The organism is Microbacterium foliorum (assembly GCF_006385575.1).
In the GTDB taxonomy this organism is placed as follows: Bacteria; Actinomycetota; Actinomycetes; order Actinomycetales; family Microbacteriaceae; genus Microbacterium; species Microbacterium foliorum_B.
The window spans coordinates 1,139,359-1,163,100 of sequence record NZ_CP041040.1; the positions used below are offsets into that span (position 1 = coordinate 1,139,359).

Below are 23,742 nucleotides of genomic sequence, written 5' to 3' on the forward strand. Positions count from 1 at the left end.
GCGTCAGTGTCGGACCGCCCGAAGTCCGACCCATGCGCTGTTCCCGAAGGAGTACTCATGGCCACGCCCCTCAAGACGAAGCCGCTCGCTCAGGGCGGAGGAACCCTCCGCCGCAATCTGGGCCTCTGGGCGATCGTCGGTCTCGGACTCGGCTACATGACGCCGACCGTCGTCTTCGACACGTTCGGCATGGTGGCCCGCGATACGGACAACGTCGTCCCCGCCGCCTACCTCGTCGCCCTCATCGTGATGGTGTTCACCGCCATCAGCTATGGCAAGATCTCGAGCGCCATCCCGAGCGCCGGCTCCGCCTACACCTACGTGCGCGAATCGATCCATCCCAACCTCGGCTTCATGGTGGGCTGGACCTCGCTCATCGACTACGTGCTGCTGCCCATGGTCAACTGTCTCATCATCCGCAGCTACCTCGAGGCGCTGTTCCCCGACATCCCCGGCTGGATCTGGGTCGTGCTGTACTGCATCCTCGTCACGAGCATCATCTACATGACCATGCGCGGCACCTCGAACATGAACATGATCCTGCTCGTGTTCTCGATCGTCGTGATGGTGGTGTTCGTCGTCATGGTCGTCGCCCAGCTGATGCGGGGCGAAGGTGCGGCCACGATCGCGTCGGCGGCCCCGTTCATCCACGACGGGGCGACCATCAGCGCGGTGCTCATGGGAGCGACTATCGTCTGCTTCTCGTTCATCGGCTTCGATGCCGTCACCATGTACGCCGAGGAGGCGAAGGACCCGAAGATCATGCCGAAGGCGATCCTGCTCACGGTGCTGCTCGGCGGTGCGATCTTCCTCATCGCGGGGTACGTCACGCAGCTGCGATTCCCCGACTGGAACGAGTTCGCCCCTGGTGGTGACATGCAGTACGTCGAGGACTCGACGCTGCCGATCATCGGCAACCTCGTCGGCGGCAACGTGCTCATGGCCGTGCTGACGGCCGCAGGATTCTGCGCCACCCTGGCATCGGGGCTCGCCTCGCACGCGTCGGTGTCGCGCATGCTGCTGGTGATGGGGCGCAACAACGTGCTGCCGCAGAAGGCGTTCGGATACATCAACCCCCGCACGCACACGCCGACCTTCAACATCGTGCTGGTGGGTGCCATCTCGCTGCTGGCGATCCCGTTCACCCTCGAGCTGATCGCGGCGTGGATCAACTACGGCGCGCTGATCGCCTTCACCTTCGTGAACATCTCGGTCATCGCGTGGTTCGCGATCCGCAAGGGCCGGCGCCACACGCCGCGCGACATCTTCTCGTACATGGTGATGCCGGGCATCGGCATGCTGCTGACCGGACTCCTGTGGGTCAACCTGCACCCGGACGCCCTCGTGGGCGGTCTGACCTGGACGGCCCTGGGCCTGATCTATCTCGCCGTCATCACCAGGGGCTTCCGCAAGAAGGTCGTCGCGTTCGATGAGAACCAGCCGGTGACCGGGTTCAACAAGGTCGTCAAGGTCCCGGTCGACGAGAGCTGACGCGGGATGCAGAAGAGCCGCCACCCGGGAGGGAGGCGGCTCTTCATCCGTGCACGGGGTGCGAGGGTGTCAGATCACGCCCTGCGCGAGCATCGCGCCGGCGACGCGCTCGAAGCCGGCGATGTTCGCACCCGCGACGTAGTCGCCCGCGACGTCGTAGCGCTCTGCCGCGTCGAACGCGGCAGCGTGGATGTCGGCCATGATCTCGCGCAGCTTGTTCTCACTCGCGTCGAAGCTCCACCGCTGACGCGAGGCGTTCTGGCTCATCTCGAGTGCAGACGTCGCCACGCCACCGGCGTTCGCCGCCTTGCCGGGCGCGAAGAGCACGCCGGCGCCCTGGAAAGCCTCGACGGCCGCAGGCAGGCAGGGCATGTTCGCCCCTTCGGAGACGGCGCGCACGCCGTTCGCGATCAGGGCCTCGGCGGCATCGAGGTCGAGTTCGTTCTGCGTGGCGGAGGGCACGGCGATGTCGACGGGAACCTCCCACACGCTGCCGCCCTCGACGAAGCGCGCGCCGGGGCGCCGGTTCGCATACTCGACGATGCGGGCGCGCTCGACCTCCTTGATCTGACGCAGCAGGTCGACGTCGATGCCGGCATCGTCGACGACGTATCCCGAGGAGTCTGATGCGGTCACGGCGGTCGCGCCGAGCTGCGAAGCCTTCTGGATCGCGTAGATCGCGACGTTGCCCGAGCCCGAGACTCCGACGCGCTTGCCGTCGAGCGAGTCGTTGTGCACGCCGAGCATCTCCTGTGCGAAGAAGACGGCCCCGTATCCGGTGGCCTCGGTGCGCACCTCGGCGCCGCCCCAGCCGGTGCCCTTGCCGGTGAACATGCCCGACTCGTGGCGGTTGGTGATCTTGCGGTACTGGCCGAAGAGGTAGCCGATCTCGCGGCCGCCGACACCGATGTCTCCGGCGGGGACGTCGGTGTGCTCACCCAGGTGGCGGTAGAGCTCACTCATGAACGACTGGCAGAAGCGCATGATCTCGGCATCCGACCGACCGTGCGGGTCGAAGTCGGAGCCGCCTTTGCCGCCGCCGATGCCCTGCCCGGTGAGCGCGTTCTTGAAGATCTGCTCGAACCCGAGGAACTTGATGATCGATAGGTTGACCGAGGGGTGGAAGCGCAGACCGCCCTTGTACGGGCCGAGGACGGAGGAGAACTGGATGCGGTAGCCGCGATTGACCTGCAGGCGGCCGGCGTCGTCGACCCACGGCACCCGGAACAGGATCTGACGCTCGGGCTCGACCAGGCGGTCGAGGATGCCTCCGTCGACGAACTGCGGGTTGCGCTCGAGCACCGGGGCGATCGAGTTCAGCACCTCGTGCACGGCCTGCTGGAATTCGGGCTCGTGCGGGCTGCGGGTGAGCACCGTGTCGAACACGGGCTGCACGGACTCGGCGAGCGGCTGGAAGTCGGCGGATGGCGAAGAGGTCACGCGAAAGAGCTTTCTGATCGGGGGATGGTGCTGCGTGCGATCGTGTCGCGTGAGGGTACGCCGGATCGGGCGGAGTTTTCACTCTAGCGGGCACGTCGATGTGAGGTCTTTCACACCGGAATGCACTCGCTCAGGCGGTGCGGGGGTCGATCACCCGGTGTTCTGCAGGCCGGCCGCGACTCCGCTGACGGAGAGCAGCAGCAGGCGCTTCTGCTCGTCGTCGGCGCCGGAACCAGCCGCTTCAGCGGGGTCTCGCAGTGCGCGCAGAGCCCGCAGCTGCAGCAGCGACAGCGCATCGACGTACGGCGTGCGCAGCTGCACCGCGCGTTGCAGGATCGGCTTGTTCTCGAGCAGCCCGACGCCACCGGTGAGGCGGATGACCCATTCGCGAGTGAGCGCGAGCTCATCCAGCACGAGCTGCGCGAGATCGTCGCGGTCGCCGAGTGCGAGGTACTGGCGGGCGATGCGCTCATCGGTCTTCGCGAGGCTCATCGCCACGTTGTCGATCATGGTGCGCAGCAGCGGCCAGTCGCGGTAGGCCTCGACGAGTCGTTCCTCGTCGCCGACGGCGGCGAGAGCCGTGCCGAGACCGAACCAGCCGGCGAGGTTGATGCGCGCCTGGGTCCAGGCGAACACCCACGGGATGGCACGCAGATCTTCGAGCGACTCGACCGACAGGCCGCGTCGGGCCGGGCGAGAGCCCAGGGCGAGCAGGCCGATCTCCTCGAGAGGAGTCACCGTCGCGAACCAGGGCGCGAAGCCCTCGGCCTTGACGAGCGAGAAGAACCGCTCGCGCGACGAGGTGTCCATGACGGCAGCGATGTCGGCGAAACGCGCCGCCGCGTCGCTCGTGTGCTTCTCGACCGACGGCGAGGACGCGAGCAGGGTCGCTGCGGCGACCTGGTCGATGTGGCGCATCGCGATGGCCGGCTCGCCGTAGCGGGCGAAGATGACCTCACCCTGCTCGGTGAGCTTGAAGCGACCGTCGACAGAGTGCGGCGGCTGAGCCAGGATCGCCGAGTTGGCCGGTCCGCCGCCCCGCCCGAGGGCGCCGCCGCGGCCGTGGAACAGCGTCAGCTCGATGTCCGAGTCCTGCGCCCACTGCGCGATCTTCTCCTGTGCCTCGTACAGCGCGAGGTTGGCGGCGACCGGGCCGACGTCCTTCGACGAGTCCGAGTATCCGAGCATGACCTCGAGCCGGTTGCCCGTCGCTGCGAGTCGCGCCTGGAACTCCGGGAAGGTCACGGCCTCGGCGAGGATGCCGGGGGCGGCCTGGAGGTCGGCGAAGGTCTCGAACAGGGGGACGACGTCGAGCACGGGCGCGTCGTCGCCGAGCGCGTGCTTCGCGAGACGGTGCACGTTCGCGAGGTCGGAGGCCGCCTGCGTGAACGACACGACGTATCGACCGGCGGCGCGGAGGCCCCGATCGCGCTGGATCTCGGCGATCACGCGGAAGACCTCGAGCACCTCTTCGGTCTGCGCGCTGATCGGCTCGCCGCTCTCGAGCTCTGCGAGGGCCTTCGCGTGCACCTGCGAGTGCTGACGCACCTCGAGCTCGGTGAGGTGGAAGCCATACGTCTCCACCTGCCAGATCAGGTGCTGCACACCGCCGAAGGCGTGGCGCTTCGCGCCGGCATCAGACAGCGACGACTGCACCGTGCGGAGGTCTTCGAGCAGCTCCTCCGGGCGGGCGTAGCCCTGCTCGTCGCCGTGCCTGGTGGCGGCGACGCGATGGGCCAGGGCGAGCAGCACCCGTCGGTGGGGCTCGCCGGGGGAGCGGGCGGCCAGTTCGTGGGCGACCCGTGGCTCGGAGGCCGTGAACGACTCCCACAGCGCCGAGACGGCGTCACTCGGGGGAGTGTCCTCGGCGCTGAGCGTGAGCGTGCGGCCGATGCGCTCGAGCGCGCGCTCGAGACCGCGGAGCACATGATCTGAGGCGATCTGCGACGCCTCCCGTGTCACGGATGCCGTCACGAAGGGGTTGCCGTCTCGGTCGCCGCCGACCCAGGAGCCGATGCGCACGAAGGCGGGCACGACAGGTGCGCTCGCGCCGGAGTCGTCGCCGCGCAGTGCGTCGTCGATGCGGCGGTACACGTGAGGCACGGTGGTGAAGAGCGTCTCGTCGAACACGCCCATGACCGTGCGCACCTCGTCGGTCGGCGACGGCTTCTCGGCGCGCAGCGGCGCGGTGCGCCAGAGAGTGTCGATCTCCTCCAGCATCCGACGCCGGGCGCGGTGCTCCTCGGCCCCGCCTTCGCTCGCGGAGTCGTGCTGGGTGAGCAGCTCGGAGAGGCGGCGGATGCTCGACGACACGGCGCGGCGACGAGCCTCGGTCGGGTGTGCGGTGAACACCGGGTGGAAGCGCAGTCCCTCGAGGCGACGACGAGCCTCGTCATCGCCGACCTCGGTCTTCAGGCGCGCGTATGCGGTGGCGACGGTGTCTGCGGCATCCTCGCGTCCCGGCTGGCCGGCCCGCTCGCGCAGGACACGCACCCGCTGGTGCTCCTCGGCGAGATTGACGAGGTGGAAGTAGCAGGTGAACGCCCGGGCGACCTCGTCGGCGCGCGCGATGCTGAACGACTCGGCGATGGCTGCGGCGCGGTCGAAGGCGTCGGACGTCTCCTCGTCGTAGGCCTGGATCGTCGCCAGCCTCAGGCGCTCGACATCCTCGAAGAGGTCGTCTCCGCCCGCTTCGCGCAGAACCTGGCCGAGAAGGGCGCCGAGCATTCGCACATCGGTGCGCATGGCATCCGGAATGCCGCGGCCCGCTTCGAAACGGCCGATGATGCGGATGGCCGAGGTGTCAGTGGGCTCGGGGAAGGCGTGTTCGGGGGTCACCGTTCGAGAGTATCCCGGGTCGGGGCAGTGGTCTGAACGCATGACGATGTGAGACGTCTGAGGCGCCGGGCGAATTAGCATGGACGCGATGCGCATCTCAGCGAACCCCCTCCGCGGGCAGCAGTTTCCGGCCCTGCTCCTTCTCGTCGCGGCCGGACTCGGTCTGCTGCTGGCTAATCTTCCGACGCATGACGCGCTCGCCGCCGGGCTGGACTCCCATATCGCGGTTCCCGGCACGGCCCTCGACCTCTCGGTCGAACACTGGGTCTCCGACGGTCTGCTCGCCGTGTTCTTCCTCGTCGTGGCGATCGAACTGCGCCACGAGCTGACGCACGGTGAGCTCGACTCGCCGCGAAAGGCGCTGCAGCCGGCGATCGCCGCCACAGGGGGAGTGCTGGTGCCCATCGCGGTGTACCTCCTGATCGCCGGCGACTCGGTCACGGTCACCGGCTGGCCCATTCCGACGGCGACGGACATCGCTTTCGCGCTCGGAGTGCTCGCGGTGTTCGGGCGTGGTCTGCCGTCGAACGTGCGAGTGTTCCTGCTGGCCCTGGCGATCCTCGACGACATTATCGGCATCATCTTCATCGCGGTGCTGTTCGCCCGCGACGTGCAGTGGCTGCTGCTGGGGCTCGCGGTCGTCGCGGTCGCGGTCTTCTGGTTCCTGAGCAGGCTGCTGCACGAGAAGGGGCATGCGGCGATCGCCGTCGCGATGATCGTGGTCGGAGTCGTGGCCTGGGGGCTCGTCGCATCCTCCGGCATCCACGCCACGATCGCGGGCGTGCTGCTGGGTCTCGTGATGTCGCCTGTTCCCGCCGCGCGCACCCGGCATGTGCTCGAACCCACGGTCAACGGCGGGATCCTGCCGGTGTTCGCATTCGTCGCCGCGTTCGTGGTGATCCCCGACCTCGCGCCCACCGAGCTCTCGCCCGCGTTCTGGGGCATCGTGGTCGCACTCCCGGTGGGCAAGATCATCGGCATCTCGTTGTTCGGCTGGATCGCCATGCACATCCGCCCTCGCGGCTCGGAGCCCGCGCTGCCGTTCGGCGACATTCTCGCGGCCGGTGCGCTGGGCGGCATCGGCTTCACGGTCTCACTGCTGCTGGCGAACCTCGCCTTCGCGACAGACGCGGGTATCCGCGATCAGGCGATCCTGGGCGTGCTCGTGGGCTCGCTCCTGGCACTCATGCTGTCGGGTGTGATCGTGTCGCTTCGCGCACGGTCGTACCGGCGTGCGGGTGTCGTGACCTCATGACCGTCGGCTAGGAGGACTCGTGTCCGCAGGAGCTTCACCGGCCGACCGGCCGGACCTCGATCCGCTGCGTGCGGCGGCCGAGACCATGCGCGAGGTGCGCGAGCGCTGCGTCTGGTCGCAGCAGATCAGCCACCGCGACCTCGTGCCGTACCTGATCGAGGAGTCGCACGAGGTGATCGACGCCGTCGAGGGAGGCACGCGCGCCGACCTGCGCGAAGAGCTTGGCGACCTGCTCTGGCAGGTGCTGTTCCACGCCGCGATCGCTGCGCAGGACCCTGACGACCCGTTCGACATCGACGATGTCGCGGCCACGCTGACCGAGAAGATGGTGCGGCGGCATCCGCACGTGTTCGCGGGTGAGGTCGCGACGACGCCCGAAGAGGTCCTCGTGCACTGGAACGCCGCGAAGGCGGCGGAGAAACGCACGAGGAGAAGTGTGCTCGACGGGATCCCGCGCGGGATGCCGGCGCTAGCCCTGGCGCAGAAGGTCGTCGGTCGAGCTGCGGGGGCCGGAGTCGTCGACGCCGGGACGGACGCAGCGACGTCTGCTGCGAGACCGACTTCGGAGGCGGAGCTGGGCGACGCGCTGCTGGGCCTCGTCGCGGTCGCCCGCGCCGAAGGGTGGGATGCCGAACGAGCCCTGCGAGAACGGCTCAGAGCGCTCGAGGCTGAAGTCCGCGAGGCTGAATCGGGGTCGTGAGGCCACAGCCCGCCCTGCCGACCTGGAAAGATGGACGTGTGGCTACTGTGAACCCGCCGCGCGGCATGCGCGACATCCTCCCCGCCGACAAGGCCCGCCGCGAGCGCGTCCTCGCCGTCATCCGCGACCGCTACCGCTCGCATGGGTTCGACGAGATCGAGACTCCCGCGCTCGAGGAGTACTCGCGACTGCACGCCGGGATCGGCGGAGACAACGAGAAGCTCGCGTACAACGTGCTGCGACGCGGCCTCGACGCGGAGGCGATCCGCGAAGCCGCCGGTGACCAGAGCGCGCTGGCCGACCTGGGTCTGCGCTACGACCTCACGGTTCCGCTCGCCCGCTTCTACGCGAGCAACCGCGGGCAGCTTCCGGGTGTGTTCCGCGCCATCCAGATCGGGCCGGTCTGGCGCGCCGAGCGCCCCCAGAAGGGCCGCTACCGCCAGTTCGTGCAGTGCGACATCGACATCATCGGCGACGACTCGTCGCGAGCGGAGGCAGAGCTCATGGTCGCCTCGCTCGACGCGGTCGACGCGTTGGGCCTCGAAGCAGCCACGGTCCGCATCAATGATCGGCGCGTGCTCGACTGGATGCTCGACAGCTTCGGTTTCACCGGGGAGGAGCGCCCCGGCGTTCTGATCACGATCGACAAGCTCGACAAGATCGGGCCCGACGGCGTCGCCGCGGAACTGCGCGAGCGCGGCTCGGCAGTGGAGACCGTCGACGCGTTCGAGGCCTTCCTCCTTCGACCGCAGACCATGGAGTACCACCCGTTCGGCGAGAGGCAGATCCGCAAGGCGCTCCCCGACAACGCCCCCGACGAGATCGTCGGGCACCTGGTCGGCATCGGCGAGGCCGTGGCGGCCGGTCGCGGCGTGACCGACATCCCGCTGGTCTTCGACCCGTTCCTCGTGCGCGGCATGGGCTATTACACCGGCACGATCTTCGAGCTCGCGCACCCGTCGGTGTCGTACTCGCTCGGTGGCGGCGGACGCTACGACGGCATGATCGGGCGGTTCCTCGGTCAGCAGGTCCCGGCCGTGGGCTTCTCCCTCGGCTTCGAGCGGCTCGTCGATCTCGTGACGGCGGGGGCGGATGCCGGCGAACGCGCCGTCGTGCTCATCCATGACGCCGATGTGCCGGTCGCCGAGCTCGTCGCCCATAAGGCGGGTCTGGTGGCATCCGGTGCCAGGGTGCGACTGGAGCGGCGCACCAAGAACGTCAAGGCATTGCTCGAGCGCTCGGCCGCCGATGGGTACACCGAGTTCGCGACCGTGTCGACGGGCACCGCCGCGCTGGAGCTCAAGCCGCTGGCCTGAGCTCTGCCCGCGCGTTCCGGCGCCGTCTGCAGGACCGCGGCACGTGTGCCGGGACTGATCGGTCATGTCGTCCTGCAGACGTGCCCGGGTCCTGCAGACGGACGGCGCGGATGCCGTTCACTCGGCGTTCACGACGGTCGGATCGAATCAGGGCATGAGCCGACAGCATCTCGTCGCGGTCGCCGCCGTGGGTGCCGCGTCGGTCTCGGCGGCCGTCGGCATCCGATATCTGCTTAAGCGTCAGGCGGCGATCGCGCGTCGGCGCATCGGCAAGCCGCTCGGCGAGCAGTCGATCGATGCAGACCGGGTGTGGCGCCGTGCGCTCGAGGGTGATCCTGTGCAGCTGCTCGTGCTGGGCGACTCGGTCGCTGCGGGCCTCGGCGCCGAGCGCCGCAAGGAGACGCTCGGCGGGCGACTCGCGAAGGGCATGGCGCGGCGCCTGCGACGGCCCGTCCGTCTGCGCACCGCCGCGGTCGTTGGCGCGGAGTCGCCCGATCTCGCCGACCAGTTGGCGGGTCTTCCCGATGGATACGCACCGCACGTGGCTGTGATCGTGGTCGGCGGCAACGACGTCACGCACCGCCTCCCGATCGTCGTCTCGACGCAGCATCTGCGCGACTCGATCGTTCAGCTGCGCCGCCGGGGCGCTGAGGTCGTCGTCGGCACGTGCCCCGACCTCGGCGCTCTGCGCCCGGTGCCGCAGCCGCTGCGAAGGCTGATCTCGAGCGTGTCGCGCAGGCTGGCCGAAGCCCAGGCCGAGACCGCGCGCTCGGCGGGGGCGACCCCGATCGATCTCCGCCGAGCCGTGGGCCCGATGTTCTTCGACGATCCCGACGCCATGTTCAGCCTGGATCGATTCCATCCGAGCCCGCTCGGCTATCGGCGCACCGCCGAGGTGCTGCTCCCTGCCGTGTGCGTCGCGGCGGAGACGGCGCTCAGCTCGCGTCGTCAGCCGGTGCCGCGCTGAACGACGCAGCCCACTCGGCGACGCGTCGCGAGCTCTCGTCGTCGGAGAGGTCTTCGACGCGGGTCATCACCGACCAGCGCACGCCGAACGGGTCGCGGATGCTCGCGAATCGGTCGCCCGAGACGAAGGCAGACGGCGCTTCGCGCACCGTCGCTCCCGCGGCGACCGCTCGCTCGACCACGGCGTCGACGTCCGAGACGTAGAGGCCCATCGAGTAGCAGTCGTCGTCACCCGACGGCGCGGCGACCAGGTGATAGTCGGGGCTCGGTTCGCCCAGCTGCAGGCGGCCGAGGCCGAAGTCGAGGTCGGCATGGGCGACGACGCCCCCGAACTCCGTGACGTCGATGACCCGAGCGCCGAAGACGTCTCGGTAGAAGTCGATCGCCTCTCCGGCCCCGGCGATCGCGAGGAACGGGGTGAGCGAGGTCGCGCTGTGCGGGCGGCCGTCGGTGGTGTGTTCGCCGGTCACGCCGGTCGTGTTCTCGGTGGTCATGCGTTTCACGGTACGGAGCGCTCGGGGGAGTGCGCTTGAACATGAGCGACAGGGTCGGTGCCGCGGTGACGCTGCGGATTACGCTGGGGCGATGGTCAGTCCAACCCGCGGTGTGCTGTACCCGGCCCGGCTGCCCGAATTCCACCGTCTGCCGCCTGAGGCGGCCGCGCGAGATCTCGCCGTGTGGTTCTGGATCCCGGAGTGGTCGATCGAGCCCGGCCGGTCATCGCGGCAGGAGATCGTCGGCTACCCGGCGCTGAACCTCGTGGTCGAGCAGGGCGTCGTGACGCTGTCGGGTGCGACGACGCGGGCGTCGCACCGTGACCTGCGCGGAACGGGCTGGGCGGTCGGCGCGCTGCTGCGGCCGGCCGCTGTGGCGGCGCTCGTCGACGACCCGGCGATGCTCGTCGACACCGAGCAGACAGTCGACGCGCCCGAGCTCGTCGAGGCGGTGAGCGCTGCGATGGCCAGCGGGGAGGGGCGCCGGGAGCGGGCCGTCGCGGTCTTCTCCGACTGGCTCTTGCGCCGGGTCGGGCCGCTGGACGATGCCGCGCGGCACCCGAACGCCCTGGTCGAGGTGCTCATGGGTGACGACTCCGCAGACACGATCGAGGAGGCGGCGATGCGACTCGCGGTCTCGACGCGCACCCTGCAGCGCTTGTGCCACAGGCATGTCGGCGTCTCTCCGGCCGCGATGATCCGCCGGCGCAGGTTGCAGGAGGCGGCCGAGCGGCTGCGTCTCGATCCCGGTATCGACCTGTCGGGCCTCGCGGCGGAGCTCGGATACGCCGATCACGCGCACCTCACGCGCGACTTCCGCAACATCCTCGGCATGGCCCCTCGCACGTATCGGACCGGTTCGTCCGAGCAGTCTCCAGATGAGAGCGCGCAGACCTGATCATCGCGACAGCCGGAGGCGGGCCATCCGATAGAGCACTCCGAGAAGCACGACCACGGTTCCGATCGCCGACGCCACGACAGGCAGGGTGTTCACGAGCACGAGGCAGCCCAGCGCTCCGACGACCTGGAGGGCACGCGGATAGCGGCGAGCCGCCGCGGACTGGCGGAAGGCGGCCGCATTGGCGATGAGGTAGTAGAGCAGCACTCCGAACGAGGAGAATCCGATCGCGTCGCGAAGGTCGGCGACGACCACGATGCCGACGACGATGAGCGCGATCGCGATCTCTGCGCGACGCGGCACCTGCCAGCGCTCGTCGATCTTCGCGAGGAACCGGGGCAGGTCCTGCTCCCGGGCCATGGCCAGCGTCGTGCGACCGATGCCCGTGAGCAGCGCGAGCAGAGCGCCCAGTGAGGCCGCCGCCGCAGCGACGCGGATGATCGGGGTGAGAGCCTGCCACCCGGTGGCTGCGGCGACATCGGCCAGAGGCGTCGTGGTCGTCGCCGCGTCGCCGCCGAGCACGAGGATGACCGTGATCGCGACGAGCGTGTAGACGACGACCGCACCGCCCAGCGCGAGAGCGATCGCCCGAGGGATCGTCCGGGCGGGGTCGACGACCTCTTCGCCCATCGTCGCGATGCGCGCGTACCCCGCGAACGCGAAGAAGAGCAGTCCGGCGCCCTGCAGCACGCCGTAGGCGCTGGCGTCAGGAAGAGGGGCGGGGGATGCCGCGGCCGACCCGCCGAGTCCGGTCGCGACGACGAGGGCGAGCCCGAGCAGCGAGAACACCACGAGAATCCGGGTGACGAGAGCCGTGCGGGTCACTCCGAAGCAGTTCACGGCTGCGAGCGCGACGACCGCTGCCACTGCCACCGGCACCTGCCAGCCCTCGGGCGTGGCGTAGGCGGCGAAGGTCATGGCCATCGCGGCGCAGCTCGCGATCTTGCCGATCACGAAGCTCCAGCCGGCGACGAAGCCCCACCACGGACCGATCTCTGCTCTGGCGTACGCGTATGTGCCGCCGGCGACGGGGTGTGCGGCGGCGAGCTGCGCCGACGCGGTGGCGTTGCAGTAGGCGACGAGCGCGGCGATGGCCAGAGCGATCAGGATGCCGCTGCCGGCGACACCGATCGCCGGGGCCCACACCGAGAACACGCCAGCGCCGATCATGGAGCCGAGTCCGATGGCGACGGCGTCACCGAGTCTCAGGCGGCGTGCGAGGGGCATCCCCTCATCGTGGCATGCGAGGGTGAACTCCCGGTGACGTCGTAGCGGTCAGGCGCGAGTGGCGGTGACGCGCCTCTTCTCGCGGATGTAGACCTCGCGTCGCACCTTCGCGACAACGTCGCCGTCGCGGTCGGTGATCACGGTCTCGAACCACTCGAGCACCTTCGACCCACCGTGCGCGCGCTCGCGGATCTCCTCAGCCCGCTCCCTGCTGACCTCGAACTCGGCGGTCAGGACTCCGCGACCGGGTTTGACGAACTCGATCTCGCCGCGCGTGTCCCACACCACGTAATCGCGTCCGAGCTGGTGCATCACGAGCATGAAGAAGTACGGGTCGGTCATCGCCGACATCGAACCGCCGAACGCCGTCTTGACGTAGTTGCGCGTGAAGACGTTCACATGAAGCTCGACCGTCGCGTGCGTCCAGTCCTCGCTGAAGCGGCGGACGCGGATGCCGCTGAACAGATTGGGGATCCACAGGCTCATGCCGAGGGCGAGGCGGCGGGGAGTGATGCGCATGAGGTCAGTGTGGACGATGTGATCGTCGCGACGAAGTCGACTGGAGGGTTCGAACAGTTGTTATAGTTCACATAGAACTAGTAGAAATTGAGGCTCCCATGCTGATCCGAATCGATGCCGACAGTGCGCGGCCGCTCTTCGATCAGGTGGCGGCATCCGTCCGCGCCGACGTCCTGACCGGACGCCTCGTGCCCGGCGACCGTCTTCCCGCCGCGCGCGAGCTGGCGGAGGCGCTCGAGATCAATCTGCACACGGTACTTCGCGCCTATCAGCAGTTGCGCGACGAGGGGCTGATCGACCTGCGTCGCGGCAGGGGAGCGGTGGTGTCCTCGTCGGCCGCGCCTCTTGCCGAGCTGTCCCACGACATCGCGGCACTCGTCGCCCGCGCCGCATCGCTCGGCGTCTCTTCCACGACCCTGGCCGCCCTCATCAAGGAGACCGACGCATGACCCCCGAGATCCGCAGAGCCCGCACCGCCTTCTGGTGGGTGGGGGTGATCATTCCGCTGGCTCTCATCGCACTCGCGGGCGTCGTCATGCTCGCGTGGCTGCCCGACCTCCCCGACCCGGTGGCGACCCACTGGGGAGCCGGGGAAGTCGACGGGTACGCACCGAAGTGGATGCCGCCGGTCATGCTGGCAGGGCTCGGCGGAGGGGTCGTCGCGCTGTTCGCCTCGATCGCCCTCCTCTCTCACAGACCTCCTCAGCAGGGTGCGGACACATCGATCCCGCCGGCAGGGTGGTCTGCGACGGCTCGCCTGCTCGGCGCCGTGAGTCTCGGCACCGCGGGCATGATGTCGTTTCTCACTGTCGCCATCGTCGGTGTGCAGCGCGGCCTGTCAGACGCTGCGGATGCGCCCGACATCGCGCCCTGGACCCCGCTCTTCCTTCTGGTCGGCGTCGGCCTCGCCGTCGCAGGCTGGTTCCTGCAGCCGGCAGTGGAACGCCCCGCGGAGGCATCCGGCGCCGCTGCGCAGCCGTTGCCGCTCGCAGACCACGAACGCGCGGTGTGGATGAAGACCGTCACGATCGCGAAGACCGGCCAGGTCGTACTCGTTATCGGTGTGCTCGTCACGACCGCGATGAGTGTGCTGCTGCTTGCCCGGGGAATCGCCGGCGGGTGGATCACCGCCGCGGTCACGCTGCTTCTCATCGTCCTGGTCTTGACCAGTCTGACCTTCCGAGTGCGTGCGAGCGCCGCGGGTCTCCGGGTGCGCTCGGCGGCCGGCTGGCCTCGGCTGGAGATCCCCGCAGCGGAGATCGCGAGCACACGCTCGGTCCGCATCGACCCGTTCGCCGAGTTCGGAGGCTGGGGCTACCGCTTCGGCACGGACGGCCGTCGGGGCTTCGTGCTGCGCGCAGGCGAGGCCCTCGAGGTCACCCGCACGGACGGCCGGGTGTTCGTCGTCACCGTCGATGACGCGACCACCGCGGCATCCGTCCTCGCTGCCGCCGGCCAACGATGACCGCGCCCCCGCACCCCGATACAAGGAGAACCATCGTGACTCGCCTACGCATCGCCGCCATCGTCGTCTTCACGGTCATCGCCTGCGGGGCGGCCTGGCTCGTCGCCCTGCCGCTGTGGCTGGGTGACGGTCTCGCAGAACCGACCACCGGAGTCCTCCTGCCCGCGATGATGCTGACGCCTGCGCTCGCCGCGCTGATCGTCACGTTCACGATGCGCGTACCGGCGCGCGGCGAGCGAGTGCGCTTCCTCGGTCTGTGGCCCCTCCGACCGGCCAAGCGGGTCATCTGGCTCATGGTCCTCGGCTGGCTCGTGCCGCCACTTCTCGTCGGCCTCAGCATCCTGGTCGCCGCGGCCCTCGGCTTCATCCGGCTCGACCTGACCTTCGCAGGCTTCTCGGCCGAAATCGCGACGATGGTTCCGGACGGCACTCCGCTGCCGCCGGTCGAGATCCTGGTGATCTCGCAGCTCGCGATCATTCCGGTGGGCGCGCTCCTCAACAGCGTGTTGGCATTCGGCGAGGAGCTGGGGTGGCGTGGATGGCTCGTGCCGGCGCTGCGGCCCCTCGGCACCTGGCCGACGCTGCTCATCAGCGGCGTGATCTGGGGGTTCTGGCACAGCCCGGTCATCCTGCTGGGATACAACTTCGGGCGCACGGACGTCACCGGCGTGCTCTTCATGATCGGTGGCTGTGTCGCGTGGGGGATCCTGCTCGGGTGGCTGCGACTGCGCTCAGCCTCGATCTGGCCCGCGGTCCTCGCCCACGGATCGCTGAACGCGGCAGGCGGACTCGTCCTGCTCTTCTCCGCGTCGCAGCCCGACCTCGCACTCGCCGGTCCGCTGGGGGTCGCCGCGTGGATCGTGATCGCGGTGGTGATCGCGGTTCTCGCCGTCACCGGACAGTTCCGTGAGCAGCCCGAGCTCGCGGGCGCGCCCGGCCGACTGCTCTCGCAGCCGCGGGCCGAGTAGCGTCTGCAAGCCCCTTGACGCTCCTGGAGCGTCACGATTGGCTGAGGGCATGGATTCCACTCCCGCCGCCTGGTCGAACGCCGATGCCTACCTCGCAGACCTGCTGGTCGGTCACGACCCGCACCTCGAGGCGGCGCTGTCGGCCCAACGAGATGCCGGTCTTCCCGAGATCGAGGTCGCTCCCGTCGGAGGAAAGCTCCTCAACCTCCTCGCGCGCATCAGCGGCGCTCGCCGCGTGCTCGAGATCGGCACGCTGGGTGGGTACTCCACGATCTGGCTCGCCCGGGCCGTCGGGCCGGATGGACGTGTCGTCACGGTCGAGGCCGAAGCCGACAACGCGGCCGTCGCCCGCGCGAGCATCGATGCCGCCGGTGTCGGCGACCGCGTCGACATCCGGATAGGCCGGGGCGCCGATGTGCTCCCTTCTCTCGTCGGTGGTTTCGACCTGGTCTTCATCGATGCCGACAAGGAGTCGAACACCGTCTACCTCGACTGGGCGGCGAAGCTAGGACATCCGGGCACCGTGATCGTGCTCGACAACATCGGACGCGAGGGCGAGATCGTCCGTGAGGATTCGACGGACTCCAAGGTCGTCGGCACGAGGGACGCACTGCGGATGCTGAGCGAAGACGCGCGCTTCGATGCGACCGCCCTGCAGACGGTCGGCGCGAAGGGCTGGGACGGCTTCGCCCTCGCCGTCGTGGTGTGAGCCGTCGGGACGAACCCGGGAGGTCGACCGCGAGCGGGCTAGACTGGGCGCGGATCGACGACGCTCCACACAACCTTTTCTCTGAGCAAGGAGCACATCAGTGGCACTGATCGAGGCTGTAGGCGCACGCGAGATTCTCGACTCGCGCGGTAACCCGACCGTTGAGGTGGAGGTGCTCCTCGACGACGGTGTGGTCCAGCGGGCGGCCGTCCCGTCCGGTGCATCCACCGGCGCATTCGAGGCGTACGAGCTCCGCGACGGCGACAAGAGCCGCTACGGCGGAAAGGGCGTCCTCAAGGCCGTCGACGCCATCATCGACGAGCTCGGCCCGGCGCTCGAGGGTGTCGAGGCGAGCGAGCAGCGCATCGTCGACGCGATCCTGATCGAGACCGACGGCACCGAGAACAAGCAGCGCACGGGCGCCAACGCCATCCTCGGCGTCAGCCTGGCGGTTGCGAAGGCCGCGGCCGACTCCGCCGACCTGCCGCTGTTCCGCTACCTGGGCGGCCCGAACGCGCACCTGCTGCCCGTTCCGCTCTTCAACGTCATCAACGGCGGCGAGCACGCCGACAACGGCATCGACATGCAGGAGTTCTTCCTCGCCCCGATCGGCGCCGAGACGTACTCCGAGGCGCTCCGCTGGGGTGTCGAGACCTACCACGTGCTGCGCGGCGAGCTCAAGGCTGCCGGCTACGCGACGGGTCTGGGCGACGAGGGCGGCTTCGCCCCCGACCTGCCCAGCAACCGCGAGGGTCTCGACTTCCTCGTCAAGGCGATCGAGAAGGCCGGCTTCACGCCGGGCACCGACATCGCGCTCGGTCTCGACGTCGCAGCCACCGAGTTCTTCAAGGATGGCGTCTACCGCCTCGACAACAAGGACTGGAGCGGCCCCGAGCTGATCGAGTACTACGAGGGTCTGGTCAAGGACTTCCCGATCGTCACGATCGAGGATGCACTGGCTGAAGACGACTGGGACAACTGGAAGCTCCTCACTGACGCTCTCGGCTCGAAGGTGCAGCTCGTCGGCGACGATCTGTTCGTCACGAACCCGACCCGTCTGGCCGACGGCATCAAGCGCGGCGTCGCCAACTCGCTGCTGGTCAAGGTCAACCAGATCGGAACGCTCACCGAGACGTTCGACGCGGTCAGCCTCGCGCAGCGTTCGGGCTACACCGCGATGCTGTCGCACCGCTCGGGCGAGACCGAGGACACCACGATCGCCGACCTCGTCGTCGCGACGAACGCGGGTCAGATCAAGGCGGGTGCGCCTGCTCGCAGCGAGCGCGTCGCGAAGTACAATCAGCTTCTGCGCATCGAGGAGGAGCTGGGCGACGCCGCTGTCTTCGCCGGCCGTTCCGCGTTCCCGCGCTACCAGGGCTGAACACAGCAGAGACAGACACACGCCGCCTGAGCGGCACGTACGGAGGAGGAGCCGTGGCACGACGACCGGCTCCTCCTTCGGCGTCTTCGGGCGCGTCCCGCACCGCGCCGACAGCGAAGGCGACCCAGCGTCCGTCCGCTCGCCGGCCGCGGGGCGCGGCGGATCGAGGCCCCGAGGAGCGCCGCGTCGATGTGCGCGAGTGGGCCTCCGGCATCCGCCTCTCCGCATTCTCGGTCATCATGCTCTCGCTCGTCGTCCTCGGGGCGTGGGTGCTGGTGCCGACGCTCGGAACCTTCATCGACCAGAGACAGAAGATCTCGGCTCTCGAGCAGTCGATCCAGGTCTCCGAAGACCAGATCGTCGCGCTCGAGCAGGAGCGTGAACGCTGGAACGACCCGGCCTACATCACCACCCAAGCGCGCGAGCGCCTGTACTACGTCAAGCCCGGCGAGGTCGTGTTCCTGATCGACAACGACCTCGACCCTGCGGCGCTTCCGCAGCAGCAGGGACCGGTCAGCGACACCCTCGAAGAGACGCCTTCCGACTGGATGCCGCAGCTGCTGCGCACGCTCACGTCCGCAGGGCTGAGCGACACGGCGGCAGTCGCCCGCTGACTGTCGGCACCGCCGCGCAAGGTGTGTGCTCCGAGCATCCTCCCGGTCGGCTCCCGTACGCTGGACGAGTGACCACGCCGCCATTCCCCGCCCCCACGACCGCCGAGCTCGCCGTGGTGTCGGCCCAGTTGGGGAGGACCGCCCGCGGCGTCGTCGGCATCGCCGCCCGCTGCGTGTGTGGCAACCCCACGGTCGTCGCCACGACACCCCGGCTCCCCGACGGAACGCCGTTCCCCACGTTCTACTACCTGACGCATCCGGCCGCGACCGCAGCGATGTCGACCCTCGAGGCCACGCAGGTGATGCCCGAGCTCGCCGCGCTGCTCGACGAGGACGAGGACGTCGCAGCCGCGTACCTCGCGGCGCACGAGGCCTATCTCACCGACAGGGCGCAGTTCGGAGACGTCGGCGAGATCGACGGGATCTCCGCCGGCGGCATGCCCTCGCGCGTCAAGTGCCTGCACGCTCTGGCCGGTCACGCTCTCGCAGCGGGTCCCGGCGTGAACCCGATCGGCGACGCGGCTCTCTCGCGCTCGACCTGGTCGCCTGAGCGGTGCCGGTGCGACGACCCCGGTGCGGCCCTGCGCGACGCCGAGGCATCGACCGCATGAGGCGGCCGCGGATGCTGCGCAACGGTGTCGCGGTGGCGACGATCGTGGCATCCGTCCTGCTCCTGGGCGCAGCGACCCCGCCTCCAGGGCCCGTGCCGGACGACCCCGCAGACCCGGATCGCGCAGCCGAGTACTGGCTCGACGGAGCCGGCATCCGCGATGCGTGGCAGACCACGCGCGGCGACGGAGTGACGATCGCCGTCATCGACACCGGGATCGCCAAGGTCCCCGGCGTGTTCGATGGGGCCGTCGTCGGCGGCACCGATGTGTCGGGCACGGGAACCCCCGACGGGCGCACTCCGGTGGGTGCCATCGACGGCAATCACGGATCATGGGTCGCGTCGCTCGCCGCCGGACGCGGCTCCGCAGACGGCAAGGGGATGATCGGAGTCGCTCCCGAGGCCGATCTGCTGTCGATCTCCGTGGGCTTCGGCGCCGCGGCCGCCGTGCCGTTCACCGAGCAGGTCGCGAAGGCCATGCGATGGGCGGTCGATCACGGAGCCGACATCATCAACCTCTCCTTCACCACGAACACGCTGGACTGGGACAGGAGCTGGGACGACGCGTTCCTCTATGCCTTCGAGCACGACGTCGTGGTGGTCGTCGCCGCGGGCAACCGGGGGAGCGGCACCGACATCATCGGCGCTCCCGCGACGATCCCCGGCGTGCTGACCGTCGGCGGAGTCGACCAGACGGGCACGGCGAGCGTCGAGGCATCGACTCAGGGGATCACCATCGGAATCGCGGCGCCCAGCGAGGGTCTCCGAGGCGTCTCTGCAGACGGCACCGTCGTGCCCTGGAGCGGCACGAGCGGTGCGGCACCCATCGTCGCGGGCATCGCCGCCCTCGTCCGGTCTGCGCACCCCGAGCTCGATGCGGCGAACGTCATCAATCGCATCATCAAGACAGCGATCAAGGTCCCGGGCATGGCCGACCTCCCCGATCCTCTCTACGGCTACGGGCTGGTGGATGCCGATGCGGCGATCGCGGCCGACGTTCCGAAGGTCTCCGAGAACCCGATGGGAGATCTCGCCGAGTGGGTTCGCCTGTTCCGACGCGCAGAGAGCGTTCCTCAGCCCGAACCCACCGCCGCACCGGTCGAGGTGCCGCCCCTGCCGGATGCGGACGCACCGTCAGATCCCGGTTCACCGCTGCTTCCCAGCGCTGAATCGCTGCGCTACGGTACCCTGCCGCTCATCGCGCTCACAGTCCCTGGTATCCTGATAGCGCTTGGCGTCACCGCAGCTGCCCGGCGCATCCGATCGGCGCGCGCTCGCACGCCACATCCCTGACTCCCGAGGAGTTGTCCCCCTGTGCCTCAGAACAGCACTGTGCCCAAGATTCTGATCGTCGGTGGAGGCTACGCAGGCTTCTACACGGCGTGGAAGCTGGAGAAGCACCTTCGCAAGGGTGAAGCAGACGTCACCATGGTCGACCCGCTGCCGTACATGACGTACCAGCCGTTCCTTCCCGAGGTTGCTGCCGGGTCGATCGAAGCCCGACACTCGGTGGTCGCACACCGTCGCCACCTGAAGCGGACGAACGTGCTCACCGCCAAGGTGACCGGAATCAACCACGCCGAGAAGGTCGCGACGATCACCCCTCCGGTGGGCGAGCCCTACGAGTTCTCGTACGACCAGATCGTCGTCACGGCAGGTGCGGTCTCCCGTACCTTCCCGATCCCCGGCATCGCGGACAACGCGATCGGTCTGAAGACGATCGAAGAGGCCGTCGCGATCCGTGACCGCCTGATGTCGAACTTCGACAAGGCCGCGTCGCTGCCTGCAGGTCCTGAGCGCGACCGCCTGCTCTCCGTCGTCGTCGTCGGCGGTGGCTTCGCCGGCATCGAGGTCTTCGCCGAGCTGCGCTCGCTGGCCTCGTCGCTCGTGGGCAAGTACCCGCAGCTGACCTTCGACGACACGCACTTCCACCTCATCGAGGCGATGGGGCGCATCATGCCCGAGGTGTCGCTGCAGACGAGCGAGTGGGTACTCAAGGACCTCGCGAAGCGCGGTGCCAACGTGCACCTCGACACGCAGCTCACCAGTGCTGTCGACGGCAACGTCGAGCTGTCGACCGGCGAGATCATCCCGACCGATCTGATCGTGTGGACAGCCGGTGTCATGGCGAACCCGACCGTCGTGCGCGGTGGCGACCTGCCGATCGAGGAGCGCGGCCGCATCCAGACCCGTGCCGACCTCCGTGTCGGCACGCCCGAGGCCTTCGTCCCCGGAGCCTGGGCTGCCGGAGACGTCTCGGCCGTTCCCGACCTGTCGGGTGGCGGCGTCGGCGGCTTCTGCGTGCCGAACGCCCAGCATGCAGTGCGTCAGGCGAAGCTCCTCGCGAAGAACATCGTCGCCGTGCTGCGCGGTGAGGACCCGAAGGAGTACTTCCACAAGAACCTCGGTGCCGTCGCGGGCCTCGGCCTCTACAACGGCGTCTTCCAGTCCGGCAAGATCGCCCTCAAGGGCTTCGTCGCCTGGGTTGCGCACCGCGGCTACCACGGTCTCGCCATGCCCACGTGGGAGCGCAAGTTCCGTGTGGTCTGGGGCTGGTGGAACAACCTGTGGCTCGGTCGCGACCTGGTGAACCTCGAGACGGTGCAGAACCCGCGTTACGTCTTCGAGGAGTTCGCCGCTCGTCCGCGTCCGGCCGCCGATGCTCCGGCTCCCGCGGTCACGGCTCCGGCCGCTCAGGCGACCGCGTCCGACAAGGCCGCCGACGAGAAGCCTGCGGGCCAGAAGACGGCAGCCAAGAAGCCGGCTGCGAAGAAGACCGCTGAGACGGCTGCTGCCAAGTAGCAGTCATCTCCTCGAACGCCCCGACTCCTCCGGAGTCGGGGCGTTCCGCGTATTCGGGGGAGGGGCGTGTCTCGCATCGGTCTCATAGACGCGTTTGCTACCGTCGGCAGGGCAAGGGGAGTACTCCCGTCTGCGGTGGTGTCGTCATTACGGATACGAAGTCGTGTCCCGGCCCACCGGCCCGTGAGGGTGGAGGAGACCTGGCGTCCGTATCCGCGGACGACCATGGACCCCACTGCCCCGCTGTCGAGTCCCGTGGTCGTCCACACCACGAAGGAACCGTCACCATGGGAAAGCTCAACCGACTGCTCGGGATGGCCGCTCGCGCGCTCGATCTCGACGAGACCGGATCCCGCACGGATCACAGCGGTTCGCGCGGTGCGACGCCGCCTTCACAGGTCGGGCGTCAGACCGGTGCCGACCATTACGCGCCTCCGCCTGCACGCCCGGCGGGCCGGGACCCCTACGCGCCGCCGGCAGCCGGCGCGGCCGGTGCTGCCGGTGCTGCCGGTGCGGTGTCGGATGCCGACCGGGCGGCGATCGCGCGGTACGACTACCTTCTCGAGACCGCTGATCCGCACCGTGTCGAGCAGATCCACCGAGAGGCGTTCGCGCGCCTGACTCCCGCCCAGCGGGCGCAGGTGCAGGAGCGGATGAACGCGGAACTCGCTCCGGGCGAGCGCCCGGCATCGGCGTCGCCCGACGATCTCGCCCGTGCGGCGGGTCGCTCCGAGGCAGCGCGTCCGGGGCGCATGCGCGGCATCCTCTCGCGGGTGCGCGGGTTCGGCGCCGCCGGTGCGGTCGGCGGCGCTGCGGTGGGCGCGCTGGGGATCGTCGCGGTGGGCGCCGTCGGCAGTGCCGTAGCCGCTCCGCTCCTCGAGCAGGCCGCCGGTCTCGGCGTCGACTTCGACGCCCTCGCACAGGGCGTCGACATCGAGGCGATCGCGGGCGGCCTCGGTGGCGAGGAGCTCGCGGGGGCTGCGGAGGGCGTGCTCGGGTCGGCCGGTGAGACCGTCTCGGGTCTCGGTGACACGGCGAGCGAATGGGGCCAACGGCTCGGCGACCTCGGAATTCCGGGAATCGGCGATCTGTTCGGCCGATGAGCAGCCTGATCATAGGTGCCGACTCGTCAACGTCGGATCACGGGTTCACCGGCCTCACCGGATTCGCAGCCGACGTCCTCACTCAACTCGGCGACATCGGTGTGGGTGTGCTGGTGTTCCTCGAGGTGCTCATTCCGCCCATTCCCAGCGAGGTGATCCTGCCCTTCGCGGGGTACCTCAGTCAGAGCGGCGACCTCACCCTCGGATGGCTGATCTTCTGGAGCACCCTCGCGTCGTGGATCGGTGCGCTTCTGCTCTATTGGCTCGGGGCGGCCATCGGCGTCGAACGAGCGGTGCGGCTCCTCTCCGCCACCAAACTGGTCAGCCATGCCGACCTTGACCGCGGGGTGGACTGGTTCCGGCGAAGCGGCGCGTGGACGGTGCTCGTCGGTCGGATGGTTCCCGGCGTGCGGAGCCTCATCTCCATTCCCGCGGGCGCGACCCGCATGAACCTCATCCGCTTCAGCGTGTACACGATCGTGGGCAGCGGCCTGTGGAACGCACTGCTCATCGGGTTCGGTGCTCTGCTCGGAACCCAGCATGAGCAACTCGAGCACCTGCTCGGCTACCTCGACTACGCCGTGTACTCCGCGCTTGCCATCGCGCTCGCCGTGCTGATCCTCCGACGCGTCCGCGAGGCGCGTGGGTCCGGGGCGCAGAGCGTGCACACGCGCGGTGCCGCGGATCGACGCGTGGAGGACTGAGCGGAGCCGGACGTGCCCCCGCTGGGACTCGAACCCAGACTGAAGCGATTTTAAGTCGCCTGCCTCTGCCATTGGGCTACGGGGGCTCCATGCCGTGACTGGCTCAGAGTACACGGGGAGTCTCAGATGGCGGCGGCAAGCACGGCGACATGCCTCCGCCGCTCGCCTGGGTGAAGGGAGACGGGCGTCCCAGCGCCCGTCTCCCCGTGATGCTGCTGAGACAGCATCGCTACCCCCCGGCA

The 23,742-nt window shown here is 69.1% G+C and carries 22 protein-coding genes and 1 tRNA gene; 17 read left to right on the forward strand and 6 right to left on the reverse strand.

Annotated features, from left to right (window positions below; translation table 11 throughout):
• Positions 1-57: 57 nt before the first annotated feature.
• The gene (locus tag FIV50_RS05435; RefSeq protein WP_140036552.1) at positions 58-1,491 is read left to right on the forward strand and encodes an APC family permease; all 1,434 of its coding nucleotides are present in this window, start codon (positions 58-60) and stop codon (positions 1,489-1,491) included.
• 69 nt (positions 1,492-1,560) lie between these two features.
• Here the strand turns inward: FIV50_RS05435 and gdhA are convergent, their stop codons facing one another.
• Together gdhA and FIV50_RS05445 are read right to left on the reverse strand one after the other, a co-directional pair.
• Positions 1,561-2,931, reverse strand: a complete 1,371-nt coding sequence (gdhA, locus tag FIV50_RS05440) for an NADP-specific glutamate dehydrogenase (RefSeq protein WP_140036553.1) — start codon at positions 2,929-2,931, stop codon at positions 1,561-1,563.
• 150 nt (positions 2,932-3,081) lie between these two features.
• The gene (locus FIV50_RS05445; protein WP_140036554.1) at positions 3,082-5,769 is read right to left on the reverse strand and encodes a phosphoenolpyruvate carboxylase; all 2,688 of its coding nucleotides are present in this window, start codon (positions 5,767-5,769) and stop codon (positions 3,082-3,084) included.
• An 88-nt stretch (positions 5,770-5,857) separates the two neighbouring features.
• Between FIV50_RS05445 and FIV50_RS05450 the strand changes: the two genes are divergently transcribed.
• The 4 genes from FIV50_RS05450 (at position 5,858) to FIV50_RS05465 (ending at position 10,007) form a co-directional block, all read left to right on the forward strand.
• The gene (locus tag FIV50_RS05450) at positions 5,858-7,024 is read left to right on the forward strand and encodes a Na+/H+ antiporter NhaA (protein ID WP_140036555.1); all 1,167 of its coding nucleotides are present in this window, start codon (positions 5,858-5,860) and stop codon (positions 7,022-7,024) included.
• A gap of 85 nt (positions 7,025-7,109) precedes the next feature.
• On the forward strand, positions 7,110-7,724 hold the full coding sequence (locus FIV50_RS05455) for a MazG family protein (RefSeq protein ID WP_140038644.1): 615 nt from the start codon (positions 7,110-7,112) through the stop codon (positions 7,722-7,724).
• A 65-nt stretch (positions 7,725-7,789) separates the two neighbouring features.
• On the forward strand, positions 7,790-9,040 hold the full coding sequence (locus FIV50_RS05460) for a histidine--tRNA ligase (protein ID WP_219846286.1): 1,251 nt from the start codon (positions 7,790-7,792) through the stop codon (positions 9,038-9,040).
• Between the two features lie 154 nt (positions 9,041-9,194).
• Positions 9,195-10,007, forward strand: coding sequence for an SGNH/GDSL hydrolase family protein (locus FIV50_RS05465; RefSeq protein WP_140036556.1), 813 nt, complete (start codon positions 9,195-9,197; stop codon positions 10,005-10,007).
• On the opposite strand, the gene FIV50_RS05470 is transcribed toward FIV50_RS05465, so the two are convergent.
• Positions 9,976-10,500, reverse strand: coding sequence for a VOC family protein (locus FIV50_RS05470; RefSeq protein WP_140036557.1), 525 nt, complete (start codon positions 10,498-10,500; stop codon positions 9,976-9,978). The genes FIV50_RS05465 and FIV50_RS05470 overlap by 32 nt on opposite strands.
• 91 nt (positions 10,501-10,591) lie before the next feature.
• On the opposite strand from FIV50_RS05470, the gene FIV50_RS05475 reads away from it, so the two are divergent.
• The gene (locus tag FIV50_RS05475) at positions 10,592-11,398 is read left to right on the forward strand and encodes an AraC family transcriptional regulator (protein ID WP_140036558.1); all 807 of its coding nucleotides are present in this window, start codon (positions 10,592-10,594) and stop codon (positions 11,396-11,398) included.
• Here the strand turns inward: FIV50_RS05475 and FIV50_RS05480 are convergent, their stop codons facing one another.
• Complete coding sequence (locus FIV50_RS05480; RefSeq protein WP_140036559.1) at positions 11,399-12,625, reverse strand: APC family permease; 1,227 nt, start codon at positions 12,623-12,625, stop codon at positions 11,399-11,401. It lies immediately after the preceding gene.
• A 48-nt stretch (positions 12,626-12,673) separates the two neighbouring features.
• Complete coding sequence (locus tag FIV50_RS05485; protein WP_140036560.1) at positions 12,674-13,144, reverse strand: PaaI family thioesterase; 471 nt, start codon at positions 13,142-13,144, stop codon at positions 12,674-12,676.
• 98 nt (positions 13,145-13,242) lie between these two features.
• Here FIV50_RS05485 and FIV50_RS05490 point away from each other — a divergent pair, with 98 nt between their 5' ends.
• The 11 genes from FIV50_RS05490 (at position 13,243) to FIV50_RS05540 (ending at position 23,500) form a co-directional block, all read left to right on the forward strand.
• The gene (locus FIV50_RS05490; protein ID WP_140036561.1) at positions 13,243-13,593 is read left to right on the forward strand and encodes a GntR family transcriptional regulator; all 351 of its coding nucleotides are present in this window, start codon (positions 13,243-13,245) and stop codon (positions 13,591-13,593) included.
• Positions 13,590-14,609: a DUF1648 domain-containing protein gene (locus tag FIV50_RS05495; RefSeq protein WP_140036562.1), complete on the forward strand. Its 1,020-nt coding sequence runs from the start codon at positions 13,590-13,592 to the stop codon at positions 14,607-14,609. The genes FIV50_RS05490 and FIV50_RS05495 overlap by 4 nt, the downstream gene beginning before the upstream one ends.
• Before the next feature lie 35 nt (positions 14,610-14,644).
• Positions 14,645-15,577, forward strand: coding sequence for a CPBP family intramembrane glutamic endopeptidase (locus FIV50_RS05500; protein ID WP_258184432.1), 933 nt, complete (start codon positions 14,645-14,647; stop codon positions 15,575-15,577).
• Positions 15,578-15,626: 49 nt separating this feature from the next.
• On the forward strand, positions 15,627-16,286 hold the full coding sequence (locus tag FIV50_RS05505) for an O-methyltransferase (protein ID WP_140036564.1): 660 nt from the start codon (positions 15,627-15,629) through the stop codon (positions 16,284-16,286).
• A 100-nt stretch (positions 16,287-16,386) separates the two neighbouring features.
• Complete coding sequence (gene eno, locus FIV50_RS05510) at positions 16,387-17,667, forward strand: phosphopyruvate hydratase (RefSeq protein ID WP_140036565.1); 1,281 nt, start codon at positions 16,387-16,389, stop codon at positions 17,665-17,667.
• A 53-nt stretch (positions 17,668-17,720) separates the two neighbouring features.
• Positions 17,721-18,281, forward strand: a complete 561-nt coding sequence (locus FIV50_RS05515; RefSeq protein WP_258184434.1) for an FtsB family cell division protein — start codon at positions 17,721-17,723, stop codon at positions 18,279-18,281.
• A gap of 68 nt (positions 18,282-18,349) precedes the next feature.
• The gene (locus FIV50_RS05520) at positions 18,350-18,892 is read left to right on the forward strand and encodes a DUF501 domain-containing protein (RefSeq protein ID WP_140036566.1); all 543 of its coding nucleotides are present in this window, start codon (positions 18,350-18,352) and stop codon (positions 18,890-18,892) included.
• 11 nt (positions 18,893-18,903) lie between these two features.
• Complete coding sequence (locus tag FIV50_RS05525) at positions 18,904-20,184, forward strand: S8 family peptidase (protein WP_258184435.1); 1,281 nt, start codon at positions 18,904-18,906, stop codon at positions 20,182-20,184.
• Positions 20,185-20,223: 39 nt separating this feature from the next.
• Positions 20,224-21,693: an NAD(P)/FAD-dependent oxidoreductase gene (locus FIV50_RS05530; protein ID WP_140036568.1), complete on the forward strand. Its 1,470-nt coding sequence runs from the start codon at positions 20,224-20,226 to the stop codon at positions 21,691-21,693.
• 287 nt (positions 21,694-21,980) lie between these two features.
• Positions 21,981-22,796 (forward strand): cation-transporting ATPase, encoded by an 816-nt coding sequence (locus FIV50_RS05535; RefSeq protein ID WP_140036569.1) that lies wholly within the window; start codon positions 21,981-21,983, stop codon positions 22,794-22,796.
• On the forward strand, positions 22,793-23,500 hold the full coding sequence (locus FIV50_RS05540; protein WP_140036570.1) for a DedA family protein: 708 nt from the start codon (positions 22,793-22,795) through the stop codon (positions 23,498-23,500). Before FIV50_RS05535 ends, FIV50_RS05540 begins: the two co-directional genes overlap by 4 nt.
• Positions 23,501-23,513: 13 nt before the next feature.
• Here FIV50_RS05540 and FIV50_RS05545 read toward each other — a convergent pair.
• Positions 23,514-23,586: transfer RNA gene (locus FIV50_RS05545), tRNA-Leu, on the reverse strand.
• Positions 23,587-23,742: the final 156 nt, after the last annotated feature.

What these genes read in the sequence shown, in the direction of transcription:
- FIV50_RS05435 (WP_140036552.1), top strand. Translation starts at nt 58, where the DNA reads ATGGCCACGCCCCTCAAGACGAAGCCGCTCGCTCAGGGCGGAGGAACC.
- FIV50_RS05450 (WP_140036555.1), top strand. Translation starts at nt 5,858, where the DNA reads ATGCGCATCTCAGCGAACCCCCTCCGCGGGCAGCAGTTTCCGGCCCTG.
- FIV50_RS05455 (WP_140038644.1), top strand. Translation starts at nt 7,110, where the DNA reads ATGCGCGAGGTGCGCGAGCGCTGCGTCTGGTCGCAGCAGATCAGCCAC.
- FIV50_RS05460 (WP_219846286.1), top strand. Translation starts at nt 7,790, where the DNA reads ATGCGCGACATCCTCCCCGCCGACAAGGCCCGCCGCGAGCGCGTCCTC.
- FIV50_RS05465 (WP_140036556.1), top strand. Translation starts at nt 9,195, where the DNA reads ATGAGCCGACAGCATCTCGTCGCGGTCGCCGCCGTGGGTGCCGCGTCG.
- FIV50_RS05470 (WP_140036557.1), bottom strand. Translation starts at nt 10,500, where the DNA reads ATGACCACCGAGAACACGACCGGCGTGACCGGCGAACACACCACCGAC.
- FIV50_RS05475 (WP_140036558.1), top strand. Translation starts at nt 10,592, where the DNA reads ATGGTCAGTCCAACCCGCGGTGTGCTGTACCCGGCCCGGCTGCCCGAA.
- FIV50_RS05480 (WP_140036559.1), bottom strand. Translation starts at nt 12,625, where the DNA reads ATGCCCCTCGCACGCCGCCTGAGACTCGGTGACGCCGTCGCCATCGGA.
- FIV50_RS05485 (WP_140036560.1), bottom strand. Translation starts at nt 13,144, where the DNA reads ATGCGCATCACTCCCCGCCGCCTCGCCCTCGGCATGAGCCTGTGGATC.
- FIV50_RS05490 (WP_140036561.1), top strand. Translation starts at nt 13,243, where the DNA reads ATGCTGATCCGAATCGATGCCGACAGTGCGCGGCCGCTCTTCGATCAG.
- FIV50_RS05495 (WP_140036562.1), top strand. Translation starts at nt 13,590, where the DNA reads ATGACCCCCGAGATCCGCAGAGCCCGCACCGCCTTCTGGTGGGTGGGG.
- FIV50_RS05505 (WP_140036564.1), top strand. Translation starts at nt 15,627, where the DNA reads ATGGATTCCACTCCCGCCGCCTGGTCGAACGCCGATGCCTACCTCGCA.
- FIV50_RS05525 (WP_258184435.1), top strand. Translation starts at nt 18,904, where the DNA reads ATGCTGCGCAACGGTGTCGCGGTGGCGACGATCGTGGCATCCGTCCTG.
- FIV50_RS05535 (WP_140036569.1), top strand. Translation starts at nt 21,981, where the DNA reads ATGGGAAAGCTCAACCGACTGCTCGGGATGGCCGCTCGCGCGCTCGAT.
- FIV50_RS05540 (WP_140036570.1), top strand. Translation starts at nt 22,793, where the DNA reads ATGAGCAGCCTGATCATAGGTGCCGACTCGTCAACGTCGGATCACGGG.